This window comes from Rhodococcus sp. PD04, assembly GCF_035918275.1.
Taxonomy (GTDB): Bacteria; Actinomycetota; Actinomycetes; order Mycobacteriales; family Mycobacteriaceae; genus Rhodococcus; species Rhodococcus rhodochrous.
Genome location: NZ_CP142143.1, coordinates 4,784,790 through 4,800,768, shown reverse-complemented (window position 1 = coordinate 4,800,768; position 15,979 = coordinate 4,784,790). Strand labels below are relative to the sequence as shown.

The window sequence follows — 15,979 nt, the reverse complement described above, 5'->3', positions numbered from 1 at the left end:
CACTCTGCTGAAAGGTCCGATATGCCCATCTGGACAGTGCACGGAGACGGCAAGAACATAGAACCGGGTCAGGTCGTGGCGCCGATGGAGCGCCTGAGTTGGGGCCGCACGATCGGCCTGGGCGGCCAGCACGTGGTGTCGATGTTCGGCGCCACCTTCGTCTTCCCGATCATCATGGGTCTCAACCCGCAACTCGCAGTGATGCTCTCGGGCTTCTGCACCCTCTTCTTCCTCGCCGTCGTGAAGGGCCGGATCCCCAGCTACCTGGGGACCTCCGCGGCCTTCGTCGGCGGCATCGCCGCGATCTACGCCCAGGGCGGTTCGCCCTCCGAGGTCACCGGCGCGATCATGGTCTCCGGGCTCGTGCTCGCCGCGATCGGTGTGGTGATCCACTTCCTCGGCGGTTCGCTGGTGTTCAAGATCCTGCCGCCGGTCGTCACCGGCGCGGTGGTCATGCTCATCGGCTTCAACCTGGCGCCGGTCGTGGCCGGCACCTACTGGCCGCAGGACCAGTGGGTCGCGCTGACGGTGATGATCGCGCTGATCGTGGGTAGCGTCGTGCTGCGCGGCTTCCTCGGCCGTGTCGCCATCTTCCTGGCACTGCTGTTCGGTTACGTACTGTCCTGGGTTCTCGATCGCATCAGCGGACCGATCACCTCCTACGACGCCGGTGCGGACGCTGTCACCGAACACTTCCGCGTGAACTGGGACGGCGTTGTCTCCGCTCCGTGGTTCGGCCTGCCGCCGTTCACGGACGAGGCGGCCGGTGTCGTCGGCATCCATGCCCCGTCGTTCAGCCTCACCTTCATCGTGCTCGTACTGCCCGGTGTCATCGCCCTGATCGCGGAGAACGCCGGACACGTCAAGGCGGTCGCCGAGATCACCAAGACCGACCTCGATCCGATGATGGGACGCGCGCTGGCCGGTGACGGCCTCGCCACCGCCCTCGCCACGAGCGTCGGCGGTTCCCCGACGACGACCTACGCGGAGAACATCGGCGTCATGGCCGCGACCCGCGTGTACTCGACGGCCGCCTATGCCTCGGCCGGCGTCATCGCTATGCTCCTCGGCTTCTCCCCGAAGTTCGGCGCGGTCATCTCCGCGACCCCGGGTGGCGTGCTCGGCGGCATCACCGTGGTCCTCTACGGCATCATCGGTCTGCTCGGCGCCAAGATCTGGAAGGAGAACGGTGTCGACTTCGGCGACCCGCGCAACCTCATGCCCGTCGCGGCCGGCCTGATCATCGCGATCGGCGACACCAGCCTCCAGTTCACCGACACGTTCTCGCTGAGCGGCATCGCGCTGGGCACCATCGTCGTGATCGGTCTCTACCACCTGTGCCGGGTCATCGCCCCCAAGGACATCGCACCCGAGGATCCCGATACCCCCTCCGATCAGGGAGAACCGGGCCGGACGGAGCCCGATCCGGACGGCGAGAGCGGCCAGGGGAGGGTGAAGGAATTCGCGTGACCTCTATTACATCTGACATTGTCGAGTCGTGAGCTTTGTCACTTCTCCACGAAACGTTGATCGAACTATGCGGGCAGGATCTGTTGAATGAAACCGTCGCCACTCACCTATCACCGACCGCGGTCGATCGATGAAGCCTGCGAGGTCCTCGCAGGGGTCGCGCACGAGGGCAAAGTGCTCGCCGGCGGCCAGTCACTGATTCCGCTGCTGTCGATGCGCCTGGCGGCACCGGCTCACCTCGTCGACATCGGCTCGATCCCGCGACTCGACGCGATCTCCGCTTCGCAGGAACTCGGCGTCACCTTCGACGCGCTCACCACCCACGCAGCGCTCGAATCCGATCCCACGGTCGCGCAGGTCCAGCCCTTGCTGGGCCGCGCGCTCCGGCTGGTCGCACACCCGACCATCCGCAATCGCGGAACGACCGTCGGATCGATCGTCCACGCCGACCCGTCCGCGGAGATGCCGGCCGTGCTGTCGTTGCTCGGCGGAACGCTCACCGTCCGCTCCGTACGCGGAGTCCGGCAGATCCCCGCCGCCGAGCTGTTCGCCGGGCCGCTCGAATCGACCCTCGAGGCCGACGAGATCGCGACCAGCGTGACCGTTCCCGCGGCGCGGCCGGGCACCGGAACCGCCATCGACGAGATCGCACGACGCCACGGCGACTACGCCCTCGTCGGCGTGGTCGCACAGGTGGAGGTCGAGGACGGCGCGGTGACGTCCGCCCGGATGACCTACGTCTCCGCGGGAGAGCTCGGGCAGGTCGTCGACTACACCGACATCCTGCGCGGGGCCTCGGCACACGACGAGCGCGACCCGCTGTGGCAGCAGGTCGCGGAGAAGGCACGCGAGACCGTCGAGACGGAGGCGGACATCCACGCCACCGACCGCTACCGGTCACAGCTGGTGGCCGCACTGACCGGTCGTGTCGGTTTCGCGGCCGCGCAGGACGCGATCCGCGACGACACACGGGTACCGATGCACACGGGAGGAAGTCGATGACGAGCTCGATCCACAAGGGTGGTCGCGACGCCTCGCGGCGGACCGTCGCCGAACAGGTCGACGAACTGCAGGCGGAGACCGGCGAGCACCACGTCGCCGTGACCTTCACCCTCAACGGCGTGACGCAGACGGTCGTGCTGCCCTCGCGCACGCTGGCATCGGACGCGATCCGTCATCACCTCCGTCAGACCGGCACCCACGTGGGATGCGAGCACGGCGTGTGCGGCGCGTGCACGGTGCTGCTCGACGGCAAGCCGGTGCGGTCGTGCCTCGTGCTCGCCGCGAGCCTCGAGGGCCGCTCGGTGACGACGGTCGAAGGGCTCGTCGAACCGGACGGCACCCTGCACCCTGTGCAGGAGGCATTCGTCGACTGCCACGGTCTGCAATGCGGTTTCTGCACACCGGGATTCGTCACCACGATCGCGGCCTTCCTCGAGGAGAACCCGTCGCCCACCCACGAGGAGGCGACCGATGCGATCGCCGGCAATCTGTGCCGGTGCACGGGTTACCAGAACATCCGGGCGGCCGTGCTGCGCGCCGCCGAGATCAAGCGTGAACGGTCCGGAGGCTCACCGCTCGGCCCCGACAACGAGGCGGCACGCGCCTCGCTCGACGCCAAGGTCCGCGGCACCACCGCTCCGGTCGGAGGAAAGGCAGGACGAGCATGACCAGTGTCTCCGATTCGCCCGTCTCGAACTCCGTCTCGACGAGCACGACCGACCTCGCCCCCGCCGACATCGGCGGTGCCACCGAGTCGGGCAAGTCGTTCGGCAAGCCCATCCCGCGCGTGGAGGACAACCGGCTCGTCAGCGGTAACGGTCGCTATCTCGACGATCTCGGGCACGGCGCGCTCGCCGCGGCCTTCGTCCGGTCGCCGCACGCCCATGCCCGCATCCTCGACATCACCGTCGATGCGGCGCTGGAACTGCCGGGTGTGCACGCCATCTACACCTACGACGATCTCGAGGCCGACTCGCCCGAGATGGCCGAGAACCTCCCGCTGTTGATCCCGCACCCCGCGATCACCGCTCCGCGCAACGGATATCCGCTCGCCAAGGACGAGGTGAACCACGTCGGCGAGGCGATCGTGATGGTCGTCGCCGACAACCGGTACATCGCCGAGGACGCCTGTGCGCTGATCGACATCACCTACGAGGCCCTGCCGGCCGTGGTCGGTGTCGACACCGCACGCAACGCCGAGCACGTCGTCCACCCGGATGTGTCCGACAACGTCGCGGCACACCTCCAGCACGGTTTCGGCGACATCGAGGCGGAGCTCGCCGCGGCACCGCACACGCTGACCCTCGACCTCGAGATCGAACGTTCGGCGTCGATGCCGATGGAGGGCAAAGGCGTCTACGCCCGTTGGGACGACGACGAGAAGGCGCTGACCTTCTGGACGTCCACTCAGACCTCGACCTCCGCCCGTGCCGCGATCGCAGCTCGACTTGGCATGGCGCACAACAAGGTCCACTGCATCGCCCCCGACGTCGGCGGCGGTTTCGGTGTGAAGATCGTGCACCCGTGGCCCGAGGAGGTCATGGTCACCTGGGCCGCCCGCAAGCTGGGGCAGGCCGGGATCTCCAATGAGGTCAAGTGGGTCGAGGACCGGCGCGAACACTTCGTCTCCAGCGCCCACGAGCGCGGGCAGATCCACGAGGTGACCATCGGGTTCGACGACGACGGCCGGCTGCTGGCCTTCGACTTCTCGATCTGGCACGACAACGGCGCCTACCTGCCGTACGGCATCATCGTGCTGCTCAACACCTCCACCCAGGTGCTCGGCCCCTACAAGCCGCGCGCCTTCCGGGTGGACGCCTACTCGCTGTACACCAACACGGTCATCGTCACGCCCTACCGCGGCGCGGGACGACCCCAGGGCGTGTTCGCGATGGAGCGGGCGATGGACGCCATCGCCAAGCATCTCGGCAAGGATGTCCTCGAGGTCCGCGAGACCAATTTCATCCGCCCCGAGGAGATGCCCTACGACTTTCACCTGATCTTCCAGGACGGTCGTCCGCTCATCTACGACACCGGCGACTACCAGGCCGGAATGGACAAGCTCAAGAAGCTCATCGGCTGGGACGAGTTCGCCGAGTACAAGGAACGTGCCCGCGCCGAGGGTCGCCGCGTCGGAATCGGTGTGGGAGCGTACGTCGAGGGCACGGGACCGGGCCCGTACGAGGGCGCACATGTGCTCATCGAGACCTCGGGCAAGGTCAAGGCCGCCACGGGCCTGACCACCCAGGGCCAGGGGCATCAGACCTCCTTCGCGCAGATCGTCGCGGACGATCTCGGTGTGCCGGTCTCCGACGTCGAGATCGTCACCGGCGACACCCGCCGATTCGGTTATGCGGTCGGCACGTTCGCATCGCGCGGTGCCGTGATGTCCGGATCCGCCTTCCACGTCGCCGCGCAGATGGTGGCGGAGAAGGCGAAGAAGATCGCCGCGGAACACCTCCACGCCGACGTCGCCGATCTCGAACTGCGCGAGGGGCACGTGTGCGTGGTGGGCACCGAACCCGGCGCGGAGGGCACCTCGATCCCACTCGGTGTCGTGGCCGTACTGTCGAACCCGCTCCGCTACGCCTTCGACGACGCATCCCGTCGCGCAACGGGATTCGCGAATGCCGAGACCGACATGTCGGTGCCGCCCGTCCTCGAGGGTGAGCAGCCCGGTCTGGAGGCGACCGGCTACTACTCGCCGCCCACCTCGACGTTCGCGTCGGGAATCCACGCGGCGATCGTCGAGACCGATCCCGTCACCGCAGAGATCCGCGTGCTCCGGTATGCGGTGGTGCACGACTGCGGCAACGTCATCAACCCGCGCATCGTCGAGGGTCAGGTGCAGGGCGCGGTCGCGCAGGGCATCGGCGGCGCACTCTACGAGAAGATCGTCTACGACGAGCACGGGCAGATGCTCAACGCGTCGTACATGGACTTCCTCATGCCCTTCGTGACGGAGATGCCCGACTCGCTCGAGATGGACCACACCGTCACCCCGTCCGCACTCAATCCCCTCGGAATGAAGGGTGCCGGCGAGGCCGGTGTCATCCCGACCTCGGCAGTGATCGCCGCGGCCGTCGAGGACGCGGAGGGCATCCCGATCACCAGCATGCCGATTTCCCCCTCGGAGTTGTTCGAGCTGCGTCTGACCCACGCGGCATCCCGAAACAAGGAGAACGAATGAGAATCGCCGGTACCGCGCAACTGCAGGCACCCCCCGACGTGGTGTACGACAGCCTGCAGGACGGCCGTGTTCTCGCGGCGACGATCCCGGGCGTGCAGGCGCTCGAGCAGATCAGCGACAACCACTACAAGCTGTCCATCACCGCCGGGGTGGCCTCCATCAAGGGCACCTACGACGGGGAAGTGGTTCTGTCGCAGCAGAATCGTCCCGAATCGTTCGTCATGACGGCATCGGGTTCCGGCGCTCCGGGAACGGTCAAGGCCGACGTGGCGGTGCGTCTCGAAGAACGTGACGGCGGCACCGTGCTCACCTACGACGCGGACGCGGTCGTCGGCGGCATGGTCGGTGGCGTCGGGCAGCGGATGATCACCGGTGTCGCGAAGAAGATGGCCGGCGTGTTCTTCAACGGCATCGACGGTGTGATCGCCAACGGTCTGCCGGCGGCACCGAGTGCGGCCGAAGCGGCACCCGTCGCGGGCGTGAACGGAGCCGAGGTGGCCGAGGTGGCCGAGGGTGCGGGTGTGAAGACCACCGCGCTGCCCGTTGCCGCCGCGGCAGCTGCACCGGCACCGGCCGGAACGCCTTCGGCAGCAACCGTTCTGCTGTCGGCGGGAGTGGGCGCCGGTATCGCGCTGGCGGGCGTCGCCCTGGGGGCGATCCTCGCCCGACGCTGACCCTTTTCGACGAGTTTTCCGGCACCCCCGGGCCACCACGGCCCGGGGGTGCCGTCGTTTAGAGCATGTCTCTTATGGCCTAGATCGTTTGTGCGGCATAATGCACTGCCGTGGTCGATGCGTTGTCTTCCCGGCTGGTACCGGATGCGTTGTGGGAGATCGTCGAACCGTTGCTGCCCGGATTCCGGGCGCGGCCCCAAGGCGGCGGCCGGGCGGCGATCGATGATCGGGCGGTGTTCACCGCGATCGTCTACGTGCTCACCAGCGGCTGTGCCTGGCGGCACCTGCCACCGTCGTTCGGGGTCAGCGTTCCGACCGCACACCGCCGCTTCACCACCTGGGTTCGGGCCGGGGTGTTCGACGAGCTGCACCGCCGGGTCCTCGATCGGCTCGGTGCCGGTGGGGACCTGGACTGGTCCGCCGCGATCCTGGACGCAGCGCACGTGCGGGCGAAAAAGGGGGATCTTTGACCGGTCCCAGCCCGGTCGATCGAGGCAAGAACGGCTCGAAGATCCACATCCTCTCCGATGCCGACGGCATTCCTCGTCACGGCGGTGACCTCGGCGAACACCCACGACAGTGTCATGCTGCAACCCATGGTCGCTGCGATTCCGGCGGTGCGCTCACCTCGCGGTCCGCGGCGCCGCCGACCCGGCCGGTTGCGGGCGGACAAGGGTTACGACTATCCCGTGCACCGCCGGTGGCTGCGGGCCCGGGGCATCGTTCCGCGGATCGCCCGCCGCGGCGTCGACAGCAGCGAACGCCTCGGCCGTTACCGGTGGAAGATCGAACGCACCCTGGCTTGGCTGAGCGGCTATCGCCGGCTGACGATGCGCTACGAACGTCACGGTGAGAACTTTGCTTCCTTTCTCCAACTCGCCGCTGCGCTGACCTGCTTCAAGAAACTCACCAAATGAGACGTGCTCTTATGGGTGGCAGGTGCACGAACCCCGAACTCCAGGCGACGAGTTCGGCGAGATGTGACAAAGAAACACCGCCGCTCAGGGGGTGGAATGTCATCAGACGTCAGGTGGGACACCGGCGAGACGAACCCAGGAGGAAACATGGGATCCAGGAAGATTCGGGTCGGTATCGATACCGGCGGAACATTCACGGACGTGGTCGCGGTGGACGACGAGTCCGGCGCCATCGTCACCACGAAGACCCCGTCGACACCGCAGGATCCGGCCATCGGCTTCCTCGCAGGCATCGAGAAGGTCCTCGCGCAGCTCGGCGAGACCGGCGACGCGATCGACGCCGTCAGCCACGGCACCACCGTCGCGACCAACAAGCTCCTCGAGGGCAAGGTCGGCACCCTCGGATTCATCACCACCGAGGGCTACGAGCACGTTCTCGAGATCGCCCGCCAGTCGGTCCCCGACGGCTACGGCAACTCCTACTTCTGGGTCAAGCCCGACCGCATCGTGCCGGCCGACCGCGTCCGCACCATCCGCGGTCGTCTCGCCTACGACGGCAGTGAGATCCGTCCCCTGAACGAGGACGACGTCCGCGCCGCCGCCCGCTTCTTCAAGGACCGTGAGATCCTCACCGTCGGCGTGTGCCTCATGCACTCCTACGCCAACCCCGAGCACGAGCGCCGCGTCCGCGACATCCTCATGGAGGAGCACCCGGAAGCGACCGTGAGCATCTCCAGCGAGGTGCTGCGCGAGTACCGCGAGTACGAGCGGTCCATCACTACCCTCGTCGACGCCGCGGTCAAGCCCAACATCCGCAACTACGTCAACAACATCGCGAACCGTCTGCGCGAGTTCTCCTCCGCCGAGGGCGAGCAGCGCGACATCCCGTTCTACGTGATGAAGTCCAACGGCGGTGTGCTCTCGGCCAAGGAGGTCGTGCACCAGCCGATCACCACCGTGCTCTCCGGCCCCGCGGCCGGTGCACTGGGCGCGGCCCTGATCGCCGGTGTCGCCGGTGTCGACCAGGTGCTGACCTGCGACGGTGGCGGCACCTCCACGGACGTCACCGTGGTCGTCGGCGGCGAGCCGGCACTCACCACGGAAGGTCGCGTGGGTGTCTACCCGTCCAAGATCCCGATGATCGACGTGGTGACCGTCGGCGCCGGTGGCGGCTCCATCGCATGGATGACCCCCGAGGGCACCCTGCGTGTCGGCCCGCAGTCGGCCGGCGCCGATCCCGGACCCCTGTGCTACGGCAAGGGCGGCAACGAGCCGACCATCACCGACGCCCACGTCCTGCTCGGCCGCATCCCTCCCCACCTGCTCGGCGGTGAGATCCCGCTCGACACCGAGCTCGCCCGCAAGGGCGTCGAGGAGCTCGCGCACAGTCTCGGCCTCGAGTTCGAGGCGTGTGCCACGGGCATCCTCGAGGTGTCGGCCTGGAACCAGGCCAACGCGCTGCGCCAGATCACCGTCAAGCGTGGTCTCGACGTCCGCGACTTCACCCTGGTGACCTTCGGTGGCTCCGGCTCGCTGCTGGCCTGCCGCCTCGTCGACATCCTCGGTCTCAAGGACGTCCTCGTGCCGCTCAACCCCGGCAACGTCTCGGCCTTCGGTCTGCTCACCGTCGACGTCCGCAACGACTACGTGCAGACGCACGTCAGCCGCCACGACCGGTTGAAGATCGACGAGCTGCAGGCCGGACTCGACGCTCTCGCGGCCGAGGCCGAACGTGCACTGGAGGACGAGGGATTCGGTCCCGACCAGCGGCAGTACGCCCGCTCGGCGGACCTGCGCTACTTCGGCCAGGCCTTCGAGGTGCGCGTGCCGGTCGGCGACGGCCCCATCACCCAGGAACTGATGGACGAGGCAGCCGAACGCTTCCACCAGGCACACCGCGAGCTCTACGGCTACGACTTCCGCAACGATCCCCACCAGCACGTGGAATGGGTCAACCTCCGCGTCAGCGGCATCGGACCCATCAAGCGACCGGAACTCTCCGAGATCGCCCCGGGCACGGGTGCGGACGCCGCCCTCACCGGCACCCGCGAGGCGTACTTCGACGAGTGGGTCACCACCCGCGTGTACGACCGCGCCCGCCTCGGCGCCGGCGACGAACTCGAAGGTCCCGCCGTGATCGAGGAATTCAGCTCGACCATCCCGGTCCACCCCGGATTCCGCGCTCGCATCGACTCTTTCGGCAACATCCGCCTCACCAAGACATCCGACTCGAACGGAGCCACCCGATGACTGCGACTCTCGAACCCGCCGCGGCCACGACGCGCAAGCCCTTCCGGCTGACCGACGCTTCGGGCACCGCTCCCGATCCGGTGCTCGTCGAGATCGTCGCCGGTTACCTCGCCAGCGTCGAGATGGAGGTGGAGACCTCCATCTCCCGGACCTCACGCTCGCCGATGATCCGCGACGCCCACGACTTCCGTGCCGGCATCCATGACCGCAACCTGCGCAAGCTCACCGGTCGGTCGTACTCGGCGCTCGTGCATCCGGTGGCGCGGGACTTCCCGCTCGAGACGATGAAGCCCGGCGACGTCTTCTTCCACAACGACGTCTACCTCTCCGAAGGCGGCATCGGCCACCTCCCCGACCTGTGCGTCACCGTGCCGGTCTTCGCGACCCGTCCCGGCGACACCGAGCCCTCGGTGGTCGCGTTCGTGCAGGCCTTCGGCCACCACGACGACATCGGCGGTTGCTGCCCCGGCTCCATGCCGTCAGGTGCGACCACGGTGTACGAGGAGGGACTGATGGTCCCGCCGATCAAGCTGTGGGACCAGGGCGTTCCGAACGAGGCGGCGCTGCGGATCATGACCCGCAACTCCCGCATGCCCGACTCGCTCGCCGCCGACCTCGACGCCGAGTGCTCGGCGTGCCTCATGGGCGCGCGCCGGCTGTCGGAGCTGTTCGAGCGCTACGGTGTCGAGACCGTCGAGGCCTGCTTCGACGCGATCCTCGACGCCACCACGGAGACGTACCGCCGCGAGATCCTCAGCAAGATCCCGGTGGGCACGTACACCTGGGAGGACTACGCCGAGCACGACGGTGTGGACGAGCCCATGCTGCACGTGCAGCGCATCACCCTCACCAAGACCTCCCCGGAGGACGAGGGCGGCGAGCGTCTGATCCTGGACTTCAACGGCACCGGTCCGCAGGCGAAGGGTCCGATCAACCACTGCGGTGACTACGCCGACGGCAACTTCCTCATCAAGTGGCTGGCGCCGATCCTCCGCAACCTGGCCGACACCCCGGACCGCATGGCGGAGCTGGACGTCAACGAAGGTGTCGTGCCGCTGATCGAGATGAAGTTCCCGGAGCCGGGCACGCTCATCACGCCGATCTTCCCCGCCCCCACCAACGCTCGCACGTTCGTGATCCTGCGTCTGCTCGGTGTGCTCTCCGGTGTGGTCGCCAAGGCGGTCGACGGCAACATGCCCGCCGACCAGGAGACCATCCGCTACACCGGTGTGTACGGCGAGGACTTCGACGGCCACTCCTACCTCATGCGTGAGGTGCTCGGTGGCGGCTCGGGTGGCCGGCACTACGCCGACGGTGAGGACACCATCCACGTGGTGCCCGACTCGCGGAACCTGCCCACGGAGTTCACCGAGAGCCGCTTCCCGTTCATCGTCGAGAAGCTGGGTCTGGCAATCGATTCCGGTGGAGCCGGTCGCTACCGCGGTGGTCTCGGCTACGAGAAGCACATCCGCATGCTCAAGGACGCGAACTTCATGTCCATCGCGGACCGTTCGATCCTCGCGTGCTGGGGTGTCAAGGGCGGCAAGGCCGGCAAGCCGTTCTCCGTCACCCTCGATCCCGGCGGCCCGAACGAGCGCGAGTTCGACGCTCTCACGGACGCCGAGCCGATCAAGGCCGGCGAGGTCGTGCGCATCCGCACCACCGGTGGCGGTGGCTGGGGCGACCCGCTCGATCGTCCGATCGACGAGGTGGTCCGGGACGTGCTGTGGCGCAAGGTGTCCGTCGAGGGTGCCCGCGACGACTACGGCGTGATCCTGAAGGACACCTCGGCCGACGAGCCCGTCGCCGACGTCGAGGCCACCGAGGCGCTGCGTGCGCAGATGCGCGCCGAGCGCGGCGAGGAAGAGCCCTTCTTCGACCGCGGTCCCGGTTACGCCCGCCTGTCGGGTGGTGCCGAGTTCGCCGAGTACGACTTCATCGGCAACTGATGTCGACGACGGCCACTCTCTCCCGCGGCACCGATCTCGCAGTGATCGGTGCCGCGGGGAAGACCGGAACGGCTGTCGTCTCGGCGCTGGAGACAGCAGACACGACCCCCGTCCGCCGAGTGGTGCACACCGCTCGGCAGGCGGGGGATCGTGCTGTCGACCTCGAGACGGGTGCCGGGCTCGTCGACGCGCTGGCGGGTTGCCGCGGCATCTATTTCATCGCCCCGAACATGCACCCCGACGAACCGGCGCTGTTCGAACGGTTCCTCGCGGCGGTGGCCGAGGCAGGTGTCGATCACGTCGTCTACCACTCCGTCGCCTGGCCGTACACGCCGGCGATGCCGCACCACCTCGACAAGGCGCGTTGCGAGGACCTCCTGCACGCCTCCGGGGTGCGGTGGACCGTTCTGCAGCCCTGCGCGTACACGGAGAACTTCGCACCCGTCCTCGACGGCTCGGTCGATGCACTCGACGTCCCCTACGACCCCGACGCGCCGTTCTCGTTCGTCGCCCTGTCGGACGTCGCGACGGTGGCGGCCCGTGTCCTCGTCGAGGGTGCGGACATCCACCACGGCGCCACCTACGAGCTCGGGGGACCGGACTCGGTGAGTGTGCGGCAGCTGTGCGCGGTCGCCGGGCGATCGGTGGAGCTCGAGCAGGTGTCCGTCCCGGTGTGGATGGAGCGCCACGGCCGCGACCTGCCCACAGATGCCCGCGAACGTCTGGCCGCGATGTTCGACTTCTACGACGCTCACGGCTTCGTCGCGGGAAGCGCCGTGACGGCAGCGCTGCTCGGTCGGGAGCCCGCCCGCGTCGCGGATCTCGTCTCGTCGATGCCGCGCCGGTAACCCGCCGGTGGTGTAGGAAAGGGAACGTGACGGATCGCTCTGCGGACGGCCCCGACGCCGTCGACACCCTGCCCCCGCCCGTGCTCATCGCTGTCGACGAGGCCAGCGGTATCGGGGTGCTCACCCTCGACCGCCCGAAGCAGCGCAACCCGCTGTCGGTGGAGACGATGCGCGAGGTCATCGCCGGTCTGACGGCGCTCGCGGCCGACTCGAAGGTGATCGTGGTCCGCGCGGAAGGCCCGGTGTTCTCGGCCGGGCACGACCTGCGGCAGATGATCGGACGCACGCTCGACGAGGAACGCGCGATCTTCGAGACGTGCAACGAGATGATGCGGACGGTGCAGTCGATCCCTCAACCGGTGATCGCATCGGTGCAGGGCACGGCGCTCGCGGCGGGATGCCAGCTCGTCGCATCGTGCGATCTCGCGGTGGCCGCCTCCGATGCCCGCTTCGGCACCCCCGGGGTGCGGATCGGGTTGTTCTGCTCGACGCCGATGGTCGCGGTCAGCCGTGCGATCGGCCGCAAGCGGGCGCTGCAGATGCTGCTGACCGGCGACACCATCGACGCGCAGACCGCCGCCGACTGGGGACTGGTGAACTACGTCGTCGAACCGGAGACGCTGGAGACCGCGACCACCGAACTCGCCCTGAAGATCGCAACGTCGTCCCCCGAGACGATGCGGATCGGCAAGGAGGCGTTCTACCGGCAGATCGATCTGCCGCAGGAGACGGCCTATGCCGCGATGGCGGAGACGATGGCGTCGAACGCCATGATCGACGACGCGCAGGAGGGGATGACGGCCTTCCTCGAGAAGCGCGCACCGGTCTGGAAGGACCGCTGATCCCGAGCGATCGCTAAGTCTGGACTAGTTGGTTGGACGTCCTATAAAGTTCGCTGCATGACCCCCGATCCGCGTCAGAGCACCGTCGACGGCATCCTCCACCGCACCGCCGCGCGCTATCCCGCCCGCGTCGCACTCCGCTTCGGCGACCGGCAGTTCACCTACCGGGAACTCGACGACGCCGTCACCCGTGCCGCTGCGCACCTGCTCTCCTTGGGCCTGACCAAGGGCGACCGCGTGGCCGCCTACGGCACCAACTCCGACGGCTACGCGATCGGATATCTCGCCGCTGCCCGCGCCGGCCTGGTGCACGTGCCGATCAACTACGCGCTGCGCGGCGAGGAACTGTCGTACCTGCTCGGTCAGTCGGGCGCGAAGGCAGTGCTCGTCGACCCCGTGTTGCGCGACAACCTCGACGCCGTCCTGGCCGACGTGCCGGCCGAGACCGTCGTCCCGCTCCGCGACGCCGACGACTCCCTGGTGACGGTCGCGCAGACCGGCGACGTGCCGACGCTCGACGTCGCCGTGGCCGACACCGACCTCGTCCAGCTCCTCTACACCTCGGGCACGACGTCGAAGCCCAAGGGCGCCATGATGACCCACCGGGCGCTCACCTTCGAATACATGTCGTCGATCGAGGCGCTCGATCTGTCGGCCGGCGACGACCCGCTCGTGTGCATGCCGCTCTACCACTCCGCGGCGATGCACGTCTTCCTCATCCCGTACTTCGCGGTCGGCGCGACCGTGCGGCTGCTGCCCGCACCCGACGTCGCCGAGATCCTGCGGCTGGTGGAGGAGGAGCGCATCGGATCGCTGTTCCTCGCCCCGACGGTGTGGGTGCCGCTGACCAACCATCCCGACCTCGACAAGCGCGACCTGTCGTCGCTGCGCAAGGCGCAGTACGGCGCGTCGATCATGCCGGTCACCGTCCTCGAGCGACTCCGTGGCCGCTACCCCGAGCTCGGCTTCTACAACTGCTTCGGGCAGTCCGAGATCGGCCCGCTCGCCACCGTCCTCCGTCCCGAGGGGCACGACGCGCGTCCCGCCTCGTGCGGCCGGGCCGTGCTGTTCGTCGAGACCCGCGTCGTCGACGCCGACGGCAACGACGTCCCCGACGGCGAACCCGGTGAGATCCTGTACCGCTCACCGCAGTTGTGCCTCGGCTACTGGGAGAACCCCGCCGCGACGGAGGAGGCATTCCGCGACGGCTGGTTCCACTCCGGCGATCTCGTCACCCGCGACGCCGAAGGTTTCATCACCGTCGTCGACCGCATCAAGGACGTCATCAACACCGGCGGCATCCTCGTCGCCTCACGGGAGGTCGAGGACGCGATCTACACGCACCCGGCCGTCGCGGAGGTCGCGGTGATCGGTACTCCGGACGAGAAGTGGATCGAAGCGGTGACCGCGGTGGTCGTCCTCAAGGACGGTCACGAGCTCGACGAGCCCACCTTGATCGACCACGTCAAGCAGCGCCTCGCACCGTTCAAGGTGCCCAAGGCCGTTCGCTTCGTCGACGTCCTGCCGCGTAACCAGAGCGGCAAGCTCCTCAAGCGCGAACTGCGCGGATCCTGACCACTCCGAACCTGAACACTGCGAAAAGGAAATCTGAACCCGATGCCGAAGAAGCACGTCGCCTCCTGGTACGACGACGAGGTCTCTGCCGTCTACGATCTCGCGCGCGAGTTCTTCGATCGCGAGGTCATGGGCAAGGCCGAGAAGTGGGATTCGCAGCGTCGTATCGATCGTGAGGTGTGGCTCGAGGCCGGCAAGCTCGGTCTGCTGTGCTGCTCGATCCCCGAGGAGTACGGCGGAGGCGGCGGTACCTTCGCGCACGACCTCGCGGTGTTCGACGCGCAGGGCTACTCCGGCGATCTCGCGTTCGGCAACTCCGTGCACAGCGGCATCGTCGCGCACTACATCCTCGAATACGGCAACGAGGAGCAGAAGAAGACGTGGCTTCCGGGCATGGCCACCGGCGAGATCCTCGGTGCCATCGGCATGACCGAACCCGGCGCGGGTTCGGACCTCAAGGCGATCAAGACCACCGCGGTGCGCGACGGTGACCACTACGTCGTCAACGGCTCGAAGACCTTCATCACCAACGGTTCCTCGGCCGACGTCATAGTCCTCGCCGTCAAGACCGACCCGAAGGCCGGCGCCAAGGGTGTGTCGCTGCTCATCGTGGATCTCCGTGACGCCCCGGGCTTCTCGGTGGGCCGTGTGCTCGACAAGGTCGGTCAGCACGCCGCCGACACCTCCGAGCTGTCGTTCGTCGACGTGCGCGTGCCCGTGACGAACCTGCTCGGCGAATCCGAAGGTCTCGGCTTCGGTCAGCTCATGGCACAGCTCGTGCAGGAACGTCTGATCATCGGCGCGCAGGCCGCCGGTGCGATGGACCGGGCCGTCGAGGAGACCGTCCGCTACACCAAGGCGCGACAGGCGTTCGGGCACAGCCTGTTCGAGTTCCAGAACACGGCCTTCGAACTCGCCGAGTGCCAGACCATCGCCCGCACCTGCCGCATCTTCCTCGACCACTGCATCGAGCAGCACCTGAAGGGCCGACTCGATCCGTCCGATGCTGCGATGGTCAAGTACTGGCTGACCGACAAGCAGTGCGAGGTCATCGACCGGTGCGTGCAGCTGCACGGTGGCTACGGCTACATGCGCGAATACCTCATCGCGCGGATGTACGAGGACGCGCGCGTCCAGCGGATCTACGCCGGCGCGAACGAGGTCATGAAGCAGATCATCGCGCGGGCGCTGTAAGCGCTCGGTTCGGAACTACCCGGCGTCCGGTCCAGTCGACACTCGGCTGCACCGGGCGCCGAGTCGTT

At 67.8% G+C, this 15,979-nt stretch carries 11 protein-coding genes and 1 pseudogene; all 12 read left to right on the top strand.

Annotation, left to right across the window (positions count from 1 at the left end; genetic code table 11):
• Positions 1–21: 21 nt before the first annotated feature.
• The 12 genes and pseudogenes from U9J23_RS21865 (at position 22) to U9J23_RS21810 (ending at position 15,911) form a co-directional block, all read left to right on the top strand.
• Positions 22–1,470, top strand: coding sequence for a uracil-xanthine permease family protein (locus U9J23_RS21865; protein WP_059382827.1), 1,449 nt, complete (start codon positions 22–24; stop codon positions 1,468–1,470).
• Positions 1,471–1,557: 87 nt separating this feature from the next.
• Complete coding sequence (locus U9J23_RS21860; RefSeq protein WP_059382828.1) at positions 1,558–2,472, top strand: FAD binding domain-containing protein; 915 nt, start codon at positions 1,558–1,560, stop codon at positions 2,470–2,472.
• Positions 2,469–3,140 carry a (2Fe-2S)-binding protein gene (locus tag U9J23_RS21855; protein ID WP_059382829.1) on the top strand — a complete coding sequence of 224 codons (672 nt, stop codon included), beginning with the start codon at positions 2,469–2,471 and terminating at the stop codon, positions 3,138–3,140. Before U9J23_RS21860 ends, U9J23_RS21855 begins: the two co-directional genes overlap by 4 nt.
• Entirely contained in the window at positions 3,137–5,662 is a 2,526-nt protein-coding gene (gene cutA, locus U9J23_RS21850; RefSeq protein ID WP_272265802.1) for an aerobic carbon-monoxide dehydrogenase large subunit, read from the top strand. Before U9J23_RS21855 ends, cutA begins: the two co-directional genes overlap by 4 nt.
• Positions 5,659–6,336 (top strand): SRPBCC family protein, encoded by a 678-nt coding sequence (locus tag U9J23_RS21845; protein ID WP_059382831.1) that lies wholly within the window; start codon positions 5,659–5,661, stop codon positions 6,334–6,336. The genes cutA and U9J23_RS21845 overlap by 4 nt, the downstream gene beginning before the upstream one ends.
• Before the next feature lie 110 nt (positions 6,337–6,446).
• Positions 6,447–7,253: pseudogene (locus tag U9J23_RS21840) on the top strand (IS5 family transposase).
• Positions 7,254–7,400: 147 nt separating this feature from the next.
• Positions 7,401–9,503: a hydantoinase/oxoprolinase family protein gene (locus U9J23_RS21835; RefSeq protein ID WP_085470111.1), complete on the top strand. Its 2,103-nt coding sequence runs from the start codon at positions 7,401–7,403 to the stop codon at positions 9,501–9,503.
• Positions 9,500–11,452 carry a hydantoinase B/oxoprolinase family protein gene (locus U9J23_RS21830; RefSeq protein WP_059382833.1) on the top strand — a complete coding sequence of 651 codons (1,953 nt, stop codon included), beginning with the start codon at positions 9,500–9,502 and terminating at the stop codon, positions 11,450–11,452. Before U9J23_RS21835 ends, U9J23_RS21830 begins: the two co-directional genes overlap by 4 nt.
• Complete coding sequence (locus U9J23_RS21825) at positions 11,452–12,300, top strand: SDR family oxidoreductase (RefSeq protein ID WP_085470113.1); 849 nt, start codon at positions 11,452–11,454, stop codon at positions 12,298–12,300. Before U9J23_RS21830 ends, U9J23_RS21825 begins: the two co-directional genes overlap by 1 nt.
• A gap of 26 nt (positions 12,301–12,326) precedes the next feature.
• Positions 12,327–13,142 carry an enoyl-CoA hydratase gene (locus U9J23_RS21820; RefSeq protein ID WP_085470114.1) on the top strand — a complete coding sequence of 272 codons (816 nt, stop codon included), beginning with the start codon at positions 12,327–12,329 and terminating at the stop codon, positions 13,140–13,142.
• Positions 13,143–13,199: 57 nt separating this feature from the next.
• On the top strand, positions 13,200–14,717 hold the full coding sequence (locus U9J23_RS21815; protein WP_085470115.1) for an acyl-CoA synthetase: 1,518 nt from the start codon (positions 13,200–13,202) through the stop codon (positions 14,715–14,717).
• A gap of 42 nt (positions 14,718–14,759) precedes the next feature.
• Positions 14,760–15,911: an acyl-CoA dehydrogenase family protein gene (locus U9J23_RS21810; protein ID WP_085470116.1), complete on the top strand. Its 1,152-nt coding sequence runs from the start codon at positions 14,760–14,762 to the stop codon at positions 15,909–15,911.
• The last annotated feature ends 68 nt before the right edge of the window (positions 15,912–15,979 follow it).